We start from the raw sequence: 18613 nt of genomic DNA on the forward strand, positions 1-18613 counted from the left end.
CTTTTCCACTTTCCGGTAAGCGGAGTGCAACCGTCGGGCCGATCCGAATGTCTCCCCTGATGTCGGACATTCGTGCCCTTGGGGGGAACAGGATGACTAGAAGCAGAACGGTCTGTGTGACCGCCGCCCTCGTGACCGCCGCACTGGGTGTGGCCGTAGTACCGAGCGTGGCCGCCCCGGCCTCCGCCCCGCGCACGGCGGCCGCGTGCCCGACCGGTTGGGGCAGTCTCACCAAGACGGACTGGTCCAGCACGGCGGGCGAGTACATCACGAACGCCAGGACCGGCCGCCACGACTGCTACGACCGGTTCGTCGTCGATGTCCCCGGCGCGTCCGCGGACCAACTCGGCTACACCGTGCAGTATGTGGACCGGCTGATCGCGGACCCGAGCGGCGCGGTCATCCCGGTCACCGGCGGCGCCATCCTGGAGGTCGTCGTACGGGCACCGGCCTACGACTCCGGCGCACCCACGTACCCCGGCAAGGTCGGGAAGCGCCTGCCGGGTGTGAACCTCACCGGGTATCGCACCTTCCGGGACGCGAAGTTCGGCGGCTCCTTCGAGGGCCAGACCCAGTTCGGACTCGGAGTGCGGGCCCGTCTGCCCTTCCGGGTGCTGCAGTCGGACGGGCATCTCGTGGTGGACGTGGCCCACACCTGGTGAGCCACCGCCGCTGACCGGCCGCCGGGCGCACCCCCTCCCGACGGCCGGCGGCCGGGGTTCACCCCGGCCGCCGCTCCCGGGCTACTGCCCGTCGGCGGCGACGTCCCAGTGCTCGATGATCTTTCCGTCGACCACGCGGAAGAGGTCCGCGACGACGTAGTCGGAGCTGAAGACCCACACGAGATCCCCGTCGGCGAGGGTGTTCCCGAACCGGGTCCTTTCCCCGGTGGCCGGAGCGTCGCCGTCGGAGTCGCCGCCGGACGACGCTCCGTCCTGCGTGCCCTGCTGCATGAACTGCTTCAGCGGGGCGGTGCCGTTGGTGATCGCCGGGTTGTGCTGGTAGTACCGGGAGTCCCACCTCTCGTCGATCACGTTCACGTCCCCGTCGGAGAGCCTGCGGTACGCGGAGACCGCGAACTTCCGGTTCTTCTCCTCCTGCTCCTCGGACAGCGCCGGTGCCCCCTGCGGATACCGGTACACGTCGCTGAACAGCGAGTTCCCACTGGCCGTCTTCGCCGGGACGGTCTGCGTGATGCCCCAGTGCTCGGCCACCTTGCCGTCCCGGACCCGGTACAGGTCGACCTTGGCCTGGCCGGTCGCCTCCTTGGCCCGGGTCGCCGACGCGTGCCAGTGCACCGCCACCAGGTCGCGGTCGGCGGCCACGTGCTTGACGGTGGCCACCGCACCGGGAATCTTCGCCCTCACCTTCTTGAACAGCTCGACCTGCCCGTCGGCACCGCCGGGCACCGACTTCTCGTGCTGCACGAGGTCGGCGGCGACGAGCTCCTTCACCACGTCGGTCCGGTCCTTGTTGAACGCCTCCGTGTACAGGCGCAGAACCAGCGCCTTGTTCCGCTTCTCCTCGGCGCCGGACGGAGCGTCGGCGGCCGAGGACGTCGTCGACGAGGCGTCGGTGGCGGACGTGCCGCCGCAGGCGGTCGCGAGGAAGGCGACGGCGGCAAGCCAGGGCAGAGTCTTCCGGTAGTTCACTTGGGTCTCCCGCGTGTGGTCAGTCGGCCGGCAGGTCGACGGGCGTCGGCGATGCGTCACTGGGGGCCGGCGCCCCGAGGGGCGTGCTCCTCACCCCCGCCCCGGTGCCCTGGCCTGCGTGCTCATCCCATCGCCACGCCCGCGGCCAGGCACTCCGCCGACCAGCGGTACGACCCCCGCCGACAGGCCGGACCCGGCCCCTCCGGTCCTGGCGCCCACACCCCCTAACATGGCGCCACACGGCGCCTCGCCCTCAGCCTCGGGGAGCTCGCGGTCCTCCACTGCGCGCGTCCACCGCGCGGTCGTCTCTCGGCCCCGGCTCCCGGGTGACGCCGGCCCACCGCGGACTACGCGCCGTCCGTCGACGGGTGGGCGTGAGCGGACCGGAGAAAGGCGGCGGCGCCGCGGAGGGCGGCCGTGTGCGGCGCCGGGACCACCCGCATCGACGTGCGCAGGCTGCCGCCGAGCCGGTAGATGATGTCCGGGCGCAGAGCACCACCGCCCGCCAGGAGCAAGCCACGGCTCAGCGCGTCGGCGGTGAGGGACGTCCGGTCCTGCCGGAGCATCGAGGTGACCATGGTGGTGATCGCTTCGACGATCTCCTCGGGGTCACCGGCGCGGGAGACGTCGGCGGTACCGAGGGCCGTACGGCGGGCGTCGAAGACGAGGCCGTCGCACAGCAGGACGGCCTCGGTGAGATGCGCACCGATGTCGACGACCAGCAGCGGACGCGACAGGTCGGCCCGGGCGGCGAGGGCGACGGCGCGGGCCGTGGACACGGTCAGCACCGCGCGTGGCCGCAGCACCTCCACGGCGGTGCGGGCCCGTTCCCGGTAGAGGGGACCGTCCAGCACGGGTGTCGTGACCACCACCAACGGGCGGGTGAGGCCGGGCAGGCGGTGACCGAGCAGCCGGTCGAGCAGACGGGCCGTCCCGGGGACGTCCACGATCGTGCCGCGCTGGATCGGGTACACCGCGTCGGTGCCCGGACAGGTCACCGTGGGCACGTCGAGGATCACGCCGCGGCCGGCGATCCACGCCCGGGTGCGCAGGCTGCCCAGGTCGAGGGCGAGACCGCAGCACCGCCGGCACTGCGGCCAGGGCCGGTGGCCGGCCGGGAACGCGGCGCGGGGACGGCGGATGACGGTCATCGCCCGGCCTCCCGCACCTGCTGGCATCGCCCGCAGTAGCGGGCCTGCGGTACGACGGCCAGCCGTTCGCGGTCGACGGGGCGCCGGCACAGGTGGCAGACGCCGTAGCGGCCCTCGGCGATGCGCCGCAGCGCCGCCTCGACGTCGGCGAGGACCATACGCGCGGACGCGGCGAGCTTCACATGGACTTCGGCCTGCGCCGGGCAGCGGCGCCCGCGCAGGTCCTCGGCGCGGGACGCCGCGGCGATCTGCCGCAACTGTTCCCGGCGGAAAAGGAGTTGTTCGCGCAGGTTCTCCTGCAGCGCGGCGAGGTCCTCGGGCGACAGATGCGTGGCCTGGACGCCGATGGTCTGGTGGTTCACCACTTCACCCCTTGTGAGCAGGGCGGGAGACAGTAACGGGCGGGACGGCGGGTTGGATCAGGGGGCGGCGCGGCGCTGGCAGGCGACACAGTGCCGCGTGTACGGGAGGATCTCCAGGCGCTCCGCGGGGACGGGCGCGGAACAGCCCACACAAGTGCCGTAGGTCCCCTCGTCGATACGGGCGAACGCAGCGTCGATCTCCTTGAGTACCTTGCCGATCGCGTCGGCCTGCGCCGACATCAGGGGGTCCTCGGCGCTCTGCCCACCCTCACGCAGTGCCCGGAGCTGGGCGATGCGACTGTTGCGGGCGTGTTCGAGACGCTGCCGCGCGTCGTGCGCGGTCAGTCGTGCGGGACGGGAATCGGTCCGGGAGGTGTCCAGGGGCACGGGAAGGGTCCTTCCGAAAGGGGGCCGGCGGCTCGGTCACCTTCGACTCTGCTCGTCCGCGCGCCGGGATCCCATCGGGCGCGGGCTCCATTTCCCGGAATCGCGGTACCCATGGGCATGGGTACCCGAAGACCTCCGATATGGATACCGTCCCCCCTCGCTTCCTCCTGCAATTCAAGGCAGAGTGGGGGGAGAACGGTCACAATCACAGGCTTGGCGGAGGGAGGCGTTTCCCGGTGTCGCTGTTCTGGCGGATCTTCGGGCTCAACGCCCTGGTGCTGGGCACCGCCACGGCACTGCTGCTGTGGGCTCCGGTGACCGTCTCCGTACCGGTCCTGCTGACCGAGGCGTTCATCCTGGTGGGCGGCCTCGCCGTCATGCTCGTCGCCAACGCCGCCCTGCTGCGTCTGGGCCTGGCCCCGCTGGACCGGCTGACCCGGCTGATGGCCACCGTCGACCTGCTGCGCCCCGGGCAGCGGCTCCCCGTACCCGGCACCGGCGGCGAGGTGAGCGAGCTGATCAGCACGTTCAACGCCATGCTCGACCGGCTGGAGCACGAGCGCGCCACCTCCAGCGCGCGGGTCCTGCTCGCCCAGGAGGCGGAACGCCGCCGTGTCGCCCAGGAACTGCACGACGAGGTCGGACAGAGCATGACCGCGATCCTGCTCGTGCTCAAACGGGCCGCCGACGACGCCGACGAACCGCTCCGCGAGGAGCTGCGGCAGGCACAGGAGATCACCCGGGACAGCCTCGACGAGGTCCGGCGCCTGGTGCGCCGGTTGCGACCGGGCGTACTGGACGACCTCGGCCTGGTCAGCGCCCTCACCTCCCTCACTCAGGACTTCGCCACCCACACCGGTCTGCACGTCGTGCGCCGCTTCGACACCGACCTGCCCGCCCTCGGCCCGGAGACCGAGCTCGTCCTGTACCGGGTGGCGCAGGAGAGCCTCACGAACGCGGCCCGCCACGCCGACGCCCACCGCGTCGATGTGAGCCTGCGCCGCGAGGGGGAAGCGGCCGTGCTGGAGATCACCGACGACGGCCGCGGCATCGAGGCCCCGTGCGAGGGCGCCGGTATCCGCGGCATGCGCGAACGCGCCCTGCTCGCCGGGGCCGCCCTGCACCTCACCTCCACCCCCGGCACCGGAACCCGGATCCGCCTCACCACCCCGTCCCCAGAAAGCAGCGACCATGCCCGCTCCGGCCCCGCCGCCTGACCCCGCCACTGCCCTGCCGCCCGAGGCCGCCGTGGCCTCGGTGACGCCGATCCGGATCCTGCTGGCCGACGACCACGCCCTCGTCCGGCGTGGCGTACGCCTGATCCTGGAGCGGGAACCGGACCTGCGGGTCGTCGCGGAGGCCGGGGACGGTGCGGAGGCCGTCGAGGCGGCCCGCGGCCAGGACATCGACCTGGCCGTCCTGGACATCGCCATGCCACGGATGACCGGCCTGCAGGCGACCCGCGCGCTGGCCACGCTCAAGCCGGGCCTGCGCATCCTGATGCTCACCATGCACGACAACGAGCAGTACCTGTTCCAGGCCCTCAAGGCAGGTGCCGGCGGCTATGTGCTGAAGTCCGTCGCCGACCGCGATCTGGTCGCCGCGTGCCGTGCCGCGATGCGCGACGAGCCGTTCCTCTACCCCGGCGCGGTCACCGCCCTGATCCGCACTTATCTCGACCGGGTCCGGCACGGCGAGGAGAACGCCGACAGCCTCCTCACGCCACGGGAGGAAGAGGTCCTCAAGCTCGTCGCCGAGGGCCACTCCTCCAAGGACATCGCCGACATCCTCGTCATCAGCATCAAGACGGTGCACCGCCACCGGGCCAACCTGCTGCAGAAGCTCGGCCTGCGCGACCGGCTGGAACTGACGCGGTACGCGATTCGCGCGGGACTCATCGAACCCTGACCTCCGCCGTCCGGCACCCGCCCGGCCAGGGGAGTGCAGAGAGCGGCTTCCCCTCCCGACCTGTCACCCGACTCCGCCCCCCCCAGAAAGGGACGGCGCATGCGCCAAGCACTCCGCGCCGTCCCGGCCGCCGGTCACCGGTTCGCCGCGGCCCTGGTGCTGCTCCTCGCCGTCCTGACGACGGCGATGCCGACGCCTTCCTCGCTCACTGGGCTCACCTCGCTCACTGGGCTCACCCCGCTCACTGGGCTCACCCCGCTCACCGGGCTCACCCCGCTCACCCCGCTCACCAGGCTCAACACGCTCGCCGGGCCCACCTCGCTCTCCGTACCTTCCGCGCTCGCCACGCCTTCCGTACCCTCCGCGTCTCCCCGCGCGGACACCTCCTGTGCCGTCGACTGCGCGGTCCAAGTCCTGGCTCGGCAAGGACATTCCGGCGAGCGCCCCACACTCCCGGAACACCACGCCACCGACCCCCGCGATCCCGCCCTCCTCCCGGCCGAAGGGACGTACGCCCCCGCTACGTCCGCGTACCCGGCCGTTTCTCCCGGCCGGTCGGCCCACGACCGGGGCCGGGCGCCTCCGGCATCCACCGGCATCTGAGCAACCCCCTTCCTTCCTCTTTCCGTCGCGGCCGCGCAACGGCTGCCGCGGCATGCCTGCCGGAGGCTTGTCTTGAAACGCCACAACCGCCCGCTGCGCACGGTCTCGTTGCGCACGCGCTCACTGCGCACCCGTGCGCTGCTCGCCCTCGCGGTGATCGCCGGATCGCTGGCCATCGCGCTGACCGTGCCGGTCCGTCTCGGACTCGACCTGCGCGGGGGCAGCCAGGTCGTGCTGGAGACCCGTTCCACACCTGCCGCCGAGGCGGATCGCGAGGCCACCGACCGCACCGTGGAGGTACTGCGCGGCCGTATCGACGCGCTCGGCGTCGCCGAACCCACCCTCGTCCGCTCGGGCGACCACCGCATCCTCGTCGAACTCCCCGGCGTCCAGAACCCGAAGAAGGCCACCGACGTCCTGGGCCGCACCGCGCAACTCACCGTCCACGAGGTCCTCGGCCGGGCCGAGGACGCCGAGACCACCGCGACCTCGGCCGATGCCACCGACGCACGGGTGCTGCCGGACGAGACCGGACAGCCCCTGCGACTGAAGGCCGCCGAGCTGACCGGTCAGGACGTCAAGAGCGCCGACGCCCGCATCGACCAGCAGACCGGCGCCGGATGGCACGTCACCATCGACTTCACCGACACCGGCCGCGACCGCTGGACCGGGATCACGGCCGACGCCGCCTGCCACCCGGAGGGCGACCCGCAGCGCCGGGTCGCCATCGTCCTCGACGGCAGGATCATCTCGTCGCCGCAGGTCGCGTCCGCCGTGACGTGTGGGGCGGGCATCGCCGGCGGCACCACCCAGATCACCGGCTCCTTCGACGCCACCGAGGCCCGCGAACTGGCCCTGCTCATCTCAGGCGGCGCCCTCCCCGTACCGGTGGAGGTCATCGAACAGCGCACCATCGGCGCCACCCTCGGCGACGCGGCCATCACCGCGGCCGCCCGGGCCGCCGTCATCGGCACGTCGCTGACCGCGTTGTTCGTCATCGCCGTCTACCGGCTCCTGGGCCTGCTCGCGACCCTCGCCCTGACCTGCTACGGACTGATCTCGTACGCCGCCCTGGCCGCGCTCGGAGCTACGCTGACCCTGCCCGGTCTCGCCGGGTTCGTCCTCGCCATCGGCATGGCCGTCGACGCCAACATCCTGGTCTTCGAACGCGCTCGCGAAGAGCACGCCAACCGCAACCGCCCCAGTACCCGCTCGGCGCTGGCCGCCGGGTTCCGCGGGGCGCTGAGCGCCATCGCCGACTCCAACATCACCACGCTGATCGCCGCAGGCCTGCTGTTCGCCTTCGCCTCCGGCCCGGTGCGCGGCTTCGGCGTCACCCTCGGCATCGGCGTCCTCGCCTCCATGGTCAGCGCCCTGCTGATCTCCCGCGTGCTCGCCGAGTACGCCGCGAGCCGCGCCGCCGTCCACCGCCGCCCGCGCATCACCGGCATCGCGCACACCGGTTGGGTCCGTGACCGTCTGCTGCGCCGCGGTCCGCACCTGATGCGGCATCCGCGCCGCTGGCTGGCGGTCTCCGCCGCCCTCCTCGTCGTGACGGCCTCGGGCATCCTGGTGCGCGGCCTCGACTTCGGCATCGAGTTCACCGGCGGTCGCCTCGTCGAGTACACCACCAGCGCTCCCGTGGACCCGGACCGGGCCCGTGCCGCCCTCGCCGACGCCGGATTCCCGCGCGCACTCGTCCAGTCCTCCGGCGACGGCGGGCTCACGGTCCGCGCCGAGGACCTGACCGACGCCGACACGGCCACCGTCACCGACACCATCGCCGGGCTCGGCGGCGACGCCGAGAAGGTCCGCGACGAACTGATCGGCCCCACCCTGGGGGACGAGCTGCGCCGCAACGCCCTCATCGCCCTCAGCCTGGCCCTCGGCGCCCAACTCGCCTATCTGGCGGTCCGCTTCCGCTGGAGGTTCGCCACCGCGGCTGTCGGCGCACTCGCCCATGACGTGCTGATCCTCGCCGGCGTGTTCGCCTGGCTCGGCAAACCCATCGACGGCGTCTTCCTGGCCGCCCTGCTCACCGTCATCGGCTACTCGGTCAACGACTCCGTCGTCCTCTTCGACCGTGTACGGGAACTCCTCGCCCGCGACCGCACGGCACCCCTGGCCCGCCTGATCAACCGGGCGATCCTGCAGACCCTGCCCCGCACCGTCAACACGGGGACGGGAGCGGCCCTCATCCTCACCGCCCTGGCCGTCCTCGCCGACGACGCCCTGACCGACTTCGCCCTCGCCCTGCTCATCGGCCTGGCCGTCGGCACGTACTCGTCCGTCTTCACCGCCGCCCCGTTGGCCGTGGAACTGCATCGACGCACCTCGACCAAGCGGGCAGCCCCCGAGCCCGCATGACGGCCGACGTGTCAGAACCGCGTGAGACGGCAACGAGGAGATCGATCCTCGGCAAACGGCCCTCTCATGGGGGAGGATGGCCGACATGACGATGTGAAGAGCACCTGACGACAGGTATCGGTGGCGGAAGGTCGGAACCTGGGAGACGGTCCAGGACGGTGAGCGACGGATCTGCGCGGCCTGCGGAACACCCGTTCGCTCGTACCAGTACCGCTCCTACCCGCCCGAGTCCCCCATGTTCGAGCGCTGCGTAGGGCTGGCCTGGTGCCTCGGCTGCCGGGTCTACACAGGGGCGATGGTGCACGTCCCCAGAGAACGGGTCCTGATCGACGCCTTGGCGTCACTGCCTGGCGAGCAGCGGGAGCGCCTCAAACGGAGCGAGGTCAAACTGATCGCATTCCTGGCGAAGCAACCCCACTGACGAGGCGCTCACCCACTCCGAGAAGAGGTTACGACGACCGATTCGCACAGTCTGGCGTCCGGGCTCAGACCGCGGCATTCCTCTGCGGCCCGGACGCCCAGGCGAGGATGTGGGGAACCGCTTCGCGCAGAGTGACGAAGTGGCGATGAACGCCCTCCACCGCGGCGGCGGCGTTCACGCCCCACACCGTCATCCCGGCGCGCAGCCCGGACCGCACTCCGGACGGGGCGTCCTCGATGACCAGGCAGTCCGCGGGCTGGGCGCCCAGCCGTGCGGCGGCCCGCAGATAGGGCACGGGAGAGGGCTTGCCCTCTGCCACGGCGGCCGCGTCCACGATCACGTCCGGCACGGGCAGGCCCGTGCGCGCGAAACGACCGCGCACCCGGTGCTCGTAGTTCGAGGTCACCAACGCCCAGGCCCCCGGCGGCAGACCGTGCAGCAACTCCGACGCGCCTTGGAAGGCCGCGTAGACGCCGGACCGTACGTCGTCGTCCTCCAACTCGTGCAGCAGGGCCAGACACTCGCTCGGCTCACGGCCGGCGGCGACCTGGGCGAACGTCTCCATCGGCCGCGTCCGCAGAGCCACCCGGTAGACCTCGTCGGCATCCAGCCCGTAACGCGCCGCCCAGGTCTCCCAGACCCGGCGCTGGTTGCTCACCGCGTCGATCAACGTGCCGTCGACATCGAACAGGACGACCTTCATGCGGCCCGGCCGCCCGGCTTCACTGATCACGTGTCGATCATGACAGGTGCAGCCGAAGGCGGTGCGGACGATGAAGGTGGCGATCTTGGGCAGACGGTGGGGAGTGATCATTCCCATCGATCCTGAGGGGGGCTTGGCGTGACCGTACCCGCGCGTCGAACACTGCCCATGCGTCGAACGCTGCCCGAGCGTCAGCCACTGCGCATGCGAACTCTGCCGGTGCGTCGGACACTTGGTACACGAACCCTGCCCCGACGCCGCACATCGGCCGCGCACCGCCGACATCGGTTCGACCTTCGCTCGACCGCCTTGTTCTTCGTCATCCTGGCTGTGCTGCTCAGTGTTCTCGGCTGGGTGGCCCGCATGGTGGCCGGCGCCGTCGAGAGGCGTCCCGGCTGGGTGTTGGTGCTGGTCGTCCTAGGTGTCGCCGCCCTCGTGGGCCTGCGGCGCCGCCTGTACGTGGTGAGGGCGGCGCGCCGGGCCGCGGCGGCGCTCGACGAGGCGGCGAGGGAGGCGGCCGAGGAACTGGACATCGACCTGATCCCCCGTCAGCGTCCAGCCGTCGTCGAAGTCGACCCCTGCTACGAGTCCCTGACACCGGAGGAGTTCGAGGAGGCGATCGCCGCCCTCTGTGAGCGCGACGGTTGCTCGGGCGTCGAAGTGGTGGGCGGGGCGGGCGACTTGGGTGCCGACGTCGTGGCGGTGACGCCGGACGGGCGCCGGGTCGTCATCCAGTGCAAGCACTACTGCGAAGCGAACCGCGTCGGCTCCCAGGACCTCCAGCGCTTCGGCGGCACCTGCTTCACGGTCCACGAGGCAGACGTGGCCGTACTGGTCACCACCAGCGACTTCACGGCGCCGGCGGCGGAGTACGCCGACCAGTGCGGAATCGTGTGCGTGGACGGGGAGAAGCTCAGGAGCTGGACGGACGGCACCGGACCGTGTCCTTGGGAGGCACTCCCGGAGAGGTGAAGTCAGCCGGTGCCGGAGTGCCCGGTCAGGCGCAGCGAGTAGCCCTGGGTGACTGATTCGTGCGTGTCGTGGGTGTTGGCCGCGGCCTCCGCTTCCGGCCGCTCAGTCGGCGCCACCAGGGCTGCGGGTCGTCCGGCACCACTGGGGCGCCCGGCAGTGCCGAAAAGGCGCCGACCTGCTCGTGCCAGCCGCGGAACACGCCTCGGAACATCTGATGGGGCTCGTGCGGTAGGGGGCCTCGAGAAGTGGCCACTGTGCTCTCCCTCGCTTGGTCCGTTACCGTTAACGTGAACGCTAACGGGATACTCGCTCAGAGAACGGATTCCGTCAACGCCCACCTGGCGAACGGGCGCACGGTCCGCTGGTGGTCTTCTGGCGCTGGCTCTCGTGGCAGTACCGTGCGGCGGTGCCGACCCGGCAGAAGGGTGAACCTGATTGACTGGGACACCAGGTGGCACAGGAACAGAAGTGAGTGGGCAGCGTGGCCGGACGGCGGGAAACGGAAGAGCAGCGGACGCAGGGTGCGCGCGCCGTCAAGCGCGTCACGCTCCGCGACGTCGCTCGGGTGGCGGGCGTGTCTCACCAGACCGTCTCCCGGGCGATCAACGGCAAGGGTGAGATCGATCCGGGGACCCAGCAACGCGTGCTCGACGTCGCGAGGCAGTTGCGGTACCGGCCCAGCCGGTTCGGCCGGGGGCTGGTCCGCCCGGACGTCGTATCCGTCGGGCTCATCGTCCCCGACGTGGTCAACCCCTTCTTCCCGGAGTTTGTGGCGGGAGTGATCGCCGCCGCGGACGAACGGGACTGGCAGGTGCTCGTGGCCAGTACCGAGAACGACCGGTCCCGGGAACTGGCCCTGGTCCGCTCACTCGGCCAACAGGTCGACGCTCTGGTCGGCTACATCAGCCATCCCGACGCGCAACTCGAACCGTATGTGGGCTCCGTCCCGCTGGTTCTGGTCGACCGTGGACTGGACTCGTCGCAGCACGCGTTGGTCCACATCGACACCGCTGCCGGAATCCGGGCCGGAATGCAACACCTCGTCGACCGGGGTCACCGCCGGATCGGCATGATCGACTGCGAGTGCGTGACCGCCCCGACGCTCCGGCGTCGCACCTTCCTCGACGTCGTCGGCGAACACGCGCTGCCCGTCGACGAGGACTGGATCGTCGTGGGGGAGCAGTCCCCGGACGGGGGCGCCGCCGCGTTCGAGTCGCTGCGTGCCGCGCGCCCGGAACTCACCGCCGTGGTCGCCTTCAACGACCTCGTCGCGATCGGCGCGCTCCGGGCCGCCCGCCGACTCGGCGTTCAAGTACCGGACGACTGTGCCCTCGTCGGCTACGACGGGCTCAGCGTCGTCGATCTGGTCGACCCGCCACTGACCACCCTCCACCTCGACAAGCGACGGCTGGGCGAACTCGCCGTCCACCAGGTCGACCGGCTCCTCGCAGGTGAACAGCCGCCCCCTATCGTCCTGACGCCGAGCCTGCGGGTGCGCGGCACGACGTGACCCGCTCACCGCACGGCGTCTCCGATGGCCGCGACCACATCGGGCACATCCGGGTCAGGGCCGGAACCCCAGCGTGTGGACGGCCAGCGTGTGGACGACCAGGACGGCACAGAGCGTCAACTGCACCGCTCCGATGAACCGGTGCCCGATCCGCGGCAGCGCGACGGTCGTCGAGCTCGGACGGAGAGCATGATGACGACCTCCCCGGACGACAGTCAGGCCGAGTGCCGCTCCAGATTGACGGATTCACCCTCACCGCCACCGGGAAGTGACCTTCAGAATGTCATGAGCACGACTACCTTCCCCCACAAGGAGGTCGAACATGCACATCCGTACGCTGACCGGCGGCTTGGCCGCCGCCGTCGTGGTGTCCCTGTCCCTCACGGGCGGCCAGGCCGTGGCCGCTCCCCCCGCCGTGGCGGACGTCCCCGCCGCCGCCCGTGTCCTCACCTACGACGCCAGCGGCTCCGCCGAGTTCAGGAGCGTGGTGGACCGGGGCGCGGCGATCTGGAACGAGAGCGTCGACGCCGTCGAACTGCGGCCGGCCGCCACCGGGCAACGCGCGAACATCCGGGTCGTCGCGGACAACGGCTGGCCACGCGCCCTCACCACCTCCCTCGGCAACGGAACCGTCTACATGGGACGCCAGGCCGTCGACCAGGGCTACAACACCATTCGCATAGCCGCCCATGAACTGGGGCACATCCTGGGCCTCCCCGACCGCAAGCCCGGACCGTGCTCCAGCCTGATGTCCGGGTCCAGCGCGGGCACCGCCTGTACGAACCCGAATCCGAACGCCGCGGAGAAGGCGGAGGTCGAGGGCAACTTCGGCGGCGCGCTCGTCGGACCGGCCCCGGCGGTGCGGGCAGGGGTCACCGTGGACTGACGCCCGCCCCACCATCGGGACAGCGCCGGTGGCCCGCTGTCCCCGCACACGGGTGACCACGAGCGCCAACGAACCCGCAGTCGTACGCCCGCCGGATCCCATGCGGCGGGCGTACGCGCTCCCGCCGCACCTCCTCACGACGAAACCCCCGCTACGCCCCGCCGTCGTGCAGTACGGCGCGGACCGCCTCCGCCAAGGCCTGCGGCGCGGTGGAGCGCGTGGCGCTCAGGCAGCGGTGCCAGGGGCCGAGGCTGAGCGCTTCGACGGCCGCCGAACGCCCCCGCGCGCTGTCGCCCCATCCTTCGGCCGCAGCAGCCTTGAGGCCGCAGCGCCACACGTCGGTCCCGTCCTCCGGGTCCGTGGAGTTGGACGCTTCGGGCTCGAACTCACCGGACACCACGTCGCCGGTCACCACGTCGCCGGTCACCCCATCGGCAAAGTCATCCTCGCCGTGTCGGCGCGCCGCGGCGTCGACGGCGCACAGCGCGCGCACCCGGGTGCGCGGTTCGGTGAGGGCGCGGGCGGCCTCGACGGCCTCGGCGTACCGGTGCTCGCGCACAGCGCAGTCCACTGTCGCCAGGAGCGCCCAGTCCTGATGCTCACTGTGCTCGATGGCGGCGCCCGTGCGGACGGCTGTGCCGAAGTCGCCGCGCCGGGCGGCCCAGTGGGCGATGTCGGCGAGGACCCGCCCCTTCATCAGAGGCTCCGGCAGGCTGTCGGCGAGTTCGACGCCTTCCTCGTAGCGCCCGGACACCGCCATCGCCTCGGCGACGGCCGCGATCGCCTCGTCCCTCGTATACGACTCGACCAACTGCCGTGCCAGAGTTCGCGCTTGATCGAGTTCCCCGGTCCAGGCCAGTCCCGCCGCGGCAGCGGCGACGTCGTTCGGGTCGAGCCACGGGGGAGTGGTCAGGGCGTCGACCAGGGCGCGCGCGTGGGGTGCCAGGGCGGCGGCCCGTGTGGCGTGGCCGTCTCGGGTCAGGGAGGACGCGGCGAGGGAGAGCGCCTCGGCCTGCGCCGCCGCGTCGGGCAGCGCCCCCAGAGCCGCGAGCGCCTGTGGCACCGAGCCGGCCGCCGCCCACGCGGCGGCCACCGGGGCGAGGGCCCGCGGTGCGCGGGGGGAGCCGGCGAAGTCCCGCACCAGAGTGAGGGCCCGCTCGTCCTCGCCCCGTGCGATGAGACCTCGCGCCATGGCGGCCCGCAGTTCCGCCCTGTCCCAGGTGTGCGGCGCGGTCTCGGTCAGGGCGTGTGCGGCGTCGTCCCGGCCGGCGTCGGTGAGGGCCCTGGCGAGCGCGGACAGGGCCGCCTTGCGGTGGTCGTACGAGCGAAGGGAACGCGGAGGCTGCTCGTCCTCCGCCTTGTCCATCTCCCGTAGCAACGTCTCGGCGAGTTCCAGCGATCCAGCCCGGGCCGCGAAGGACGAGACCCATCCCAGCGCCCGGCCCCGCCGGTACGGGTCGGCGATCGCGCGCGCGATGTCCGCCCCCGAGCGGTGCAGCCCGCGGCGGGCCGCACCGCACGCGGCGTCCACGAGAGCGTCGGTCCGCGCGTCCGGGTCGCCGATGCCGCGGGCGACACCGACGGCGAGATCCGGGGCGTCCGACTCGGCCAACGCCCTGCACAGCAGGCCGAGGTGATAGGGCTCGCCCAGCGCGGTGTCCTGCCGAGTGGCGTCGGACGCCTCTCGCGCCAGTTCCCCCGCCTGCTCGTGCCGTCCCGCACGCAGATGGGCCCAGGCGACCTGGGCCTGTGCCCGGCTCCGGCTGGCGGAGAGTGTCAGGCTCCGAGCCGTGCTGGTGGCGGCGGCGAGGCCCTCGGGCGTGGACGCCAGGGCGGCGACCACGTCCGCGACGGCCTCTTCACGCTCCCGCGGAGATCGGAGGGACTTCAGCAGTTCGACTGCCTGCGTCGGCCGACCGGCGAGAGCCAACGCCTGCGCCGCCATGGCCAGTCCACGGGCCCTCAGATTGTCCGCGGTCACCCCGTCGGCGAGGGCGGCCGCCTCCAGAGCGAGCTTCCGAGCGGCGTCGGCGCGCGATTCGGTGCCCGTCCGTGTGCCGGATCCCGTACTGCTCCTCGCGTCGGTACCCGTACTGCTCCTCGCGTCGGTACCCGTACTGCTCCCCGCACCGGATCCCGTCCCGCCGCTGCCCGTCCCGCCGCTCCTCCCCGCGCCGGAGGCGACCAGAGCCGTCGCGACGCCCGCCAGGGACTCCATCCGGGTGTACGGATCCGCGGGCGACCGGGCCAGTTCGACGGCCTGCTCAAGGGCTCGGCGTGAGCGAGGGCCGCCGCACCGGCCGCCGGCGCGGCGTCCGCCCCCTCCATGAGCTCATTCCAGGACACCGCGACGGCGTCGGCGGACAACCCCTTCTCCGCCATGGCCGTGGCGATGTCCCGCAGGAGGTGGACCCGTACACGGTCCCGCACGGCAGGTGAGGGCAGCGTCCGTGCGAGATCGATCGCCCGGTGGTGGTGACCGGCCACGGCCAGCAGGGCCACGGCGTGTTCCGTCGCCTCCTCGCGACGCTGTTCGGGAACGTCGGCCGCCAGTTCCGCCGCCTCGACGGCGACCTCCGCGGCCTGCGCCGGACTGCCCGCCGCGACCAGGCTCTGGACCACTCCGGCGAAGGCCCGCAACTGCGCCAACACGTCCTGGCGGGCCCGGGCCAGGCCGACCGCTCGCCGCACGTGTCCCAGGCCCGCCCACACGGCGATCAACGCGTCCGGGAGGCTCTCACTGCGGGAACGCAGGGCGTCACGCCGCAGGGCGAGCCTGAAGGCATCACTGACGTCGCGCGGTTCGCACCTCTCGTCGGCCCGCAGGGAGTCGAACGCCGCGGCGAGTTCCGACAGCGCGTCCAGATCGGAACCGGTGCGCTGCCAGAGGCGGTGGTGGCGGTGCGCGTCCCCCGCCAGCCGTACGAGCCGGGCGGTGTCCTGCTGGGTACGCAGGAGCTGGTCGAGAACGCCGACGAGGACCTGCGCGTGCGCGGCCTCCTGATCACCTCGGACGGCGGCAAGCACTGGCGGAAGATCGTCGGCGGCGGCATCCCCTGGAAGGAGTTGGCGACCGACCCGGAGTGGCTGGACCTGGAGATCCTCGCGGACGGGCAGGTGCTCGTCGGTGAGGAAGGCGGCCGTCACTGGCTCGCCACCGACCGCACGAACACCACCTTCCGCCAGTTGAGGACCCCGGCGAAGTTCAGGTCCTTCGCCGTCGACGGCACGACGCTCCACGGGATCGTCGACGCGGCGACACCGTCGTACGACATGGTCAAGGGCGAAGGGCTGTGGATCTCCGGCGACGGCGGACGCACATGGAGGCGCCAGAAACAGTGAGGGGCAGCGGGGGACCGGGGGCCGTTGCCGGTCCCCCGCGGCGGTCGACGCGCGCTCGGCCGCGCCAGGTGTCAGGGTGAGGCCCAAGGACTCGAGAAAGGGACTTGCCGTGATCACCACCGACCTCACCCCGGGCTCCCCCTGCTGGCTGGACCTCGGCGCCCCCGACGTCCGGGCCGCCGCGGCCTTCTACGGGGCGGTGCTCGGCTGGGAGTACGAGCCCATGGGGGAGGTCGAGGGCGAGGAGATGGGGGAGGTCGAGGGCGAGGACATGGAGGGCGGCATGTTCCGGAAGGACGGCAAGGTCGTCGCCGGACTCGGCAAACTCACCGAGAAGGGCGCCCGCTCCGCCTGGATGATCTACTTCACCGTGACCGACGCGGACGCCACGACCCGCGCGGTCGAGGAGGCCGGCGGCACGGTGCGGGTGGCGCCGAGGGACCTCGGCGAGTGGGGCCGGATGGCCCAGTACAACGACTCCCTGGGCGGCCAGTTCGCGGTGTGGCAGCCGGGGAAGAACGCGGGCTTCGAACTGGCCGACGAGCCCGGTTCGCTGTCGTGGACCGAGCTGTACACGAGCGACGCCGCGGCCGCCAAGGAGTTCTACAGCAAGGTCTTCGACTGGCAGTACAGCGAGATGGAACTGCCTGGCGGCGGGGGCACGTACACCCTCATCACGCCCGCCGGACTCCCCGAGGAACGCATGCAGGGCGGCCTCATGGAGCTCGGCAAGGAGGATCTGACGCTGACGGACGGCCGGCCGTACTGGCACCCGGTGTTCGCCGTCGCCGACTGCGACGCGGCGGTCGCCGCGGTCACCGCGAACGGCGGCAGCGTGCAGATGGGACCGGAGGACGCGCCGGGCGTGGGCCGTCTGGCCGTCTGCCTCGACCCGTCGAACGCGGACTTCGTGGTGCTCACCCCGGCCCCGAACTGATCCCGCGGGGCGATCCCGTGGGGCGGGCCGACTCGGTTCAACCCACGGCCCTGGCCCGGTCCAGCGGGGGCAGATGCCGGACGGTGCGGCTCCAGGTGGCTCCCAGAGCCACAAGTCCCATGACGGACGCGATCGCCAGCAGAGCGGCCCGCACACCCCAGTGCTCCAGGACCAGTCCCGAGGCGAGCGGTCCCACCGGGGCCACCGCACCGCCGATGAGCGCGAGGCTGCTCAGCACCCTGCCCTGCAAGTGATCCGGCGTGATGGTCATCTGATAGGTGTACAGAATCGCGTTGGCCGCCGGGGCCAGGAAGAAGGCGGCGGCCAGCAGGGGGCCGATGGTCCAGGCGGTCGGCCGGACGGCCATCGCGGGAATCGCCGCGGCGGCGACCCAGAACATCGCCAGCACGACGGACGTGGGGCTGCGTCGTTGCAGCCGGGGAGCGGCCAGCGCGCCCAGCAGCCCGCCGACACCGGAGATCGCCATCATCAGGCCGACATCGGCCGGTGTCGCGCCGCTCTGCCGGGCGGCGACGATCGCGGTGAAGGTCAGCGCGGAGAACACGAGTCCGAAGCCCGCGGCCGTCACCAGCAGGACGCGCAGGAACCGTTGCCGCCACGTCCAGCGCAGACCGTCGGCGATGTCGCGCAGGAGGGACTGCGGGCGGTCCGGGGTCGAGGGGGCGGTGCGGGCGATGGGGGAGGTGGCGGCCGGGGCAGGGGCAGGGGCCTGGGCCGGGGGCTTCACGGCAAGGACCGCCGCGAAGGACAGCAGATGGGCGAGGAACTCGCCGGCGAGGGGCACCGTTCGCCCCAGGTTGAACAGCAGGCCGCCCAACGGGGGTCCGGCGATCGTGGCTCCGTACTGACGGGCCTCGTTGTGCGCGAGGGCCTGCGGCAGATGCTCGGTGGGAACCACGCGCCGTAGCAGCGCTGTCTCCGCGGGCTCGAAGAACACCCCGCAGACACCGCTGACCACCGCCACGCCCAGCAGCATCCGCCAGTCGAGGAACCCGAGCAGCGAACCGGTGACCGTGGCGGCGACGAGGACGGCTCGCGCCAGATCGCAGACGAGCATCGTGCGCCGCCGGTCCCACCGGTCGACCAGAGCGCCCGCGGGCAGACGCAGTGCGATACCGGCGGCCATCGCCGCGGAACCGATCAGACCGGCGTGTACGGCCGAGCCGGTCAGCTGGAGTGCCAGCAGGGGATAGGCGACCGAGGCGACCTGGGCGCCCAGGGTCGAGGACAGGGTGGCGCTCCAGAGCAGGACGAAGTCACGGTTGCGACGCAGCGGCTCACTCATGATCCGGATTATGTACAGAATATAAAGAACGTACAACTCCGTTAAGTGATCCGTTGGTGATCCGAGTGGTGATTTCGGGGCTCGGAGGGCATGAGCTCGGGGGGAC

At 72.0% G+C, this 18613-nt stretch carries 17 protein-coding genes; 10 read left to right on the plus strand and 7 right to left on the minus strand.

Annotation, left to right across the window (positions count from 1 at the left end; all coding sequences use genetic code 11):
* The first annotated feature begins 92 nt into the window (after nt 1-92).
* Entirely contained in the window at nt 93-662 is a 570-nt protein-coding gene (locus tag M8J73_RS25800) for an AMIN-like domain-containing (lipo)protein (RefSeq protein WP_055540306.1), read from the plus strand.
* Between the two features lie 81 nt (nt 663-743).
* On the opposite strand, the gene M8J73_RS25805 is transcribed toward M8J73_RS25800, so the two are convergent.
* The 4 genes from M8J73_RS25805 to M8J73_RS25820 form a co-directional block, all read right to left on the minus strand.
* Nucleotides 744-1652 (minus strand): nuclear transport factor 2 family protein, encoded by a 909-nt coding sequence (locus M8J73_RS25805; protein ID WP_249829110.1) that lies wholly within the window; start codon nt 1650-1652, stop codon nt 744-746.
* 347 nt (nt 1653-1999) lie between these two features.
* Nucleotides 2000-2803: a rod shape-determining protein gene (locus M8J73_RS25810; RefSeq protein ID WP_055541258.1), complete on the minus strand. Its 804-nt coding sequence runs from the start codon at nt 2801-2803 to the stop codon at nt 2000-2002.
* Nucleotides 2800-3168, minus strand: coding sequence for a TraR/DksA family transcriptional regulator (locus M8J73_RS25815; protein WP_249829111.1), 369 nt, complete (start codon nt 3166-3168; stop codon nt 2800-2802). Before M8J73_RS25815 ends, M8J73_RS25810 begins: the two co-directional genes overlap by 4 nt.
* Nucleotides 3169-3222: 54 nt before the next feature.
* Nucleotides 3223-3552, minus strand: coding sequence for a TraR/DksA family transcriptional regulator (locus tag M8J73_RS25820; RefSeq protein ID WP_055542963.1), 330 nt, complete (start codon nt 3550-3552; stop codon nt 3223-3225).
* Between the two features lie 236 nt (nt 3553-3788).
* Between M8J73_RS25820 and M8J73_RS25825 the strand changes: the two genes are divergently transcribed.
* From M8J73_RS25825 to secD, 4 genes are all read left to right on the plus strand, one after another.
* Nucleotides 3789-4769 carry a HAMP domain-containing sensor histidine kinase gene (locus M8J73_RS25825; protein ID WP_249829112.1) on the plus strand — a complete coding sequence of 327 codons (981 nt, stop codon included), beginning with the start codon at nt 3789-3791 and terminating at the stop codon, nt 4767-4769.
* A complete protein-coding gene (locus M8J73_RS25830; RefSeq protein WP_249829113.1) occupies nt 4744-5460 on the plus strand; it encodes a response regulator in 717 nt (238 codons plus the stop codon). The genes M8J73_RS25825 and M8J73_RS25830 overlap by 26 nt, the downstream gene beginning before the upstream one ends.
* A 99-nt stretch (nt 5461-5559) precedes the next feature.
* On the plus strand, nt 5560-6063 hold the full coding sequence (locus tag M8J73_RS25835; RefSeq protein WP_249829114.1) for a hypothetical protein: 504 nt from the start codon (nt 5560-5562) through the stop codon (nt 6061-6063).
* 72 nt (nt 6064-6135) lie between these two features.
* Complete coding sequence (secD, locus tag M8J73_RS25840) at nt 6136-8430, plus strand: protein translocase subunit SecD (RefSeq protein ID WP_055543371.1); 2295 nt, start codon at nt 6136-6138, stop codon at nt 8428-8430.
* A 485-nt stretch (nt 8431-8915) separates the two neighbouring features.
* On the opposite strand, the gene M8J73_RS25845 is transcribed toward secD, so the two are convergent.
* On the minus strand, nt 8916-9584 hold the full coding sequence (locus M8J73_RS25845; protein ID WP_372504020.1) for an HAD family hydrolase: 669 nt from the start codon (nt 9582-9584) through the stop codon (nt 8916-8918).
* A 174-nt stretch (nt 9585-9758) separates the two neighbouring features.
* Between M8J73_RS25845 and M8J73_RS25850 the strand changes: the two genes are divergently transcribed.
* The 3 genes from M8J73_RS25850 to M8J73_RS25860 all read left to right on the plus strand — a co-directional run bounded on the left by M8J73_RS25850 (nt 9759) and on the right by M8J73_RS25860 (nt 12922).
* The gene (locus M8J73_RS25850; RefSeq protein ID WP_372504018.1) at nt 9759-10526 is read left to right on the plus strand and encodes a restriction endonuclease; all 768 of its coding nucleotides are present in this window, start codon (nt 9759-9761) and stop codon (nt 10524-10526) included.
* A 472-nt stretch (nt 10527-10998) separates the two neighbouring features.
* A complete protein-coding gene (locus M8J73_RS25855; RefSeq protein WP_055543101.1) occupies nt 10999-12036 on the plus strand; it encodes a LacI family DNA-binding transcriptional regulator in 1038 nt (345 codons plus the stop codon).
* Nucleotides 12037-12358: 322 nt separating this feature from the next.
* Complete coding sequence (locus M8J73_RS25860) at nt 12359-12922, plus strand: snapalysin family zinc-dependent metalloprotease (RefSeq protein ID WP_055543100.1); 564 nt, start codon at nt 12359-12361, stop codon at nt 12920-12922.
* 151 nt (nt 12923-13073) lie between these two features.
* Here the strand turns inward: M8J73_RS25860 and M8J73_RS25865 are convergent, their stop codons facing one another.
* Nucleotides 13074-15140, minus strand: coding sequence for a hypothetical protein (locus tag M8J73_RS25865; protein ID WP_249829116.1), 2067 nt, complete (start codon nt 15138-15140; stop codon nt 13074-13076).
* Nucleotides 15141-15391: 251 nt separating this feature from the next.
* On the opposite strand from M8J73_RS25865, the gene M8J73_RS25870 reads away from it, so the two are divergent.
* Together M8J73_RS25870 and M8J73_RS25875 are read left to right on the plus strand one after the other, a co-directional pair.
* Nucleotides 15392-16264, plus strand: a complete 873-nt coding sequence (locus tag M8J73_RS25870) for a beta propeller repeat protein (protein ID WP_055543130.1) — start codon at nt 15392-15394, stop codon at nt 16262-16264.
* A 109-nt stretch (nt 16265-16373) separates the two neighbouring features.
* Nucleotides 16374-17201, plus strand: a complete 828-nt coding sequence (locus M8J73_RS25875; RefSeq protein WP_055543131.1) for a VOC family protein — start codon at nt 16374-16376, stop codon at nt 17199-17201.
* Nucleotides 17202-17238: 37 nt separating this feature from the next.
* Here M8J73_RS25875 and M8J73_RS25880 read toward each other — a convergent pair whose 3' ends face one another.
* On the minus strand, nt 17239-18507 hold the full coding sequence (locus tag M8J73_RS25880) for an MFS transporter (RefSeq protein WP_249829117.1): 1269 nt from the start codon (nt 18505-18507) through the stop codon (nt 17239-17241).
* Between the last annotated feature and the right edge of the window lie 106 nt (nt 18508-18613).

The organism is Streptomyces neyagawaensis (assembly GCF_023516595.1).
GTDB classification, from domain to species: Bacteria; Actinomycetota; Actinomycetes; order Streptomycetales; family Streptomycetaceae; genus Streptomyces; species Streptomyces neyagawaensis.

Coding starts and splice junctions, on each gene's coding strand:
- M8J73_RS25800 (WP_055540306.1), top strand. CDS start 93: ATGACTAGAAGCAGAACGGTCTGTGTGACCGCCGCCCTCGTGACCGCC.
- M8J73_RS25810 (WP_055541258.1), bottom strand. CDS start 2,803: ATGACCGTCATCCGCCGTCCCCGCGCCGCGTTCCCGGCCGGCCACCGG.
- M8J73_RS25830 (WP_249829113.1), top strand. CDS start 4,744: ATGCCCGCTCCGGCCCCGCCGCCTGACCCCGCCACTGCCCTGCCGCCC.
- M8J73_RS25835 (WP_249829114.1), top strand. CDS start 5,560: ATGCGCCAAGCACTCCGCGCCGTCCCGGCCGCCGGTCACCGGTTCGCC.
- M8J73_RS25850 (WP_372504018.1), top strand. CDS start 9,759: ATGCGAACTCTGCCGGTGCGTCGGACACTTGGTACACGAACCCTGCCC.
- M8J73_RS25860 (WP_055543100.1), top strand. CDS start 12,359: ATGCACATCCGTACGCTGACCGGCGGCTTGGCCGCCGCCGTCGTGGTG.
- M8J73_RS25865 (WP_249829116.1), bottom strand. CDS start 15,140: ATGGAGTCCCTGGCGGGCGTCGCGACGGCTCTGGTCGCCTCCGGCGCG.
- M8J73_RS25880 (WP_249829117.1), bottom strand. CDS start 18,507: ATGAGTGAGCCGCTGCGTCGCAACCGTGACTTCGTCCTGCTCTGGAGC.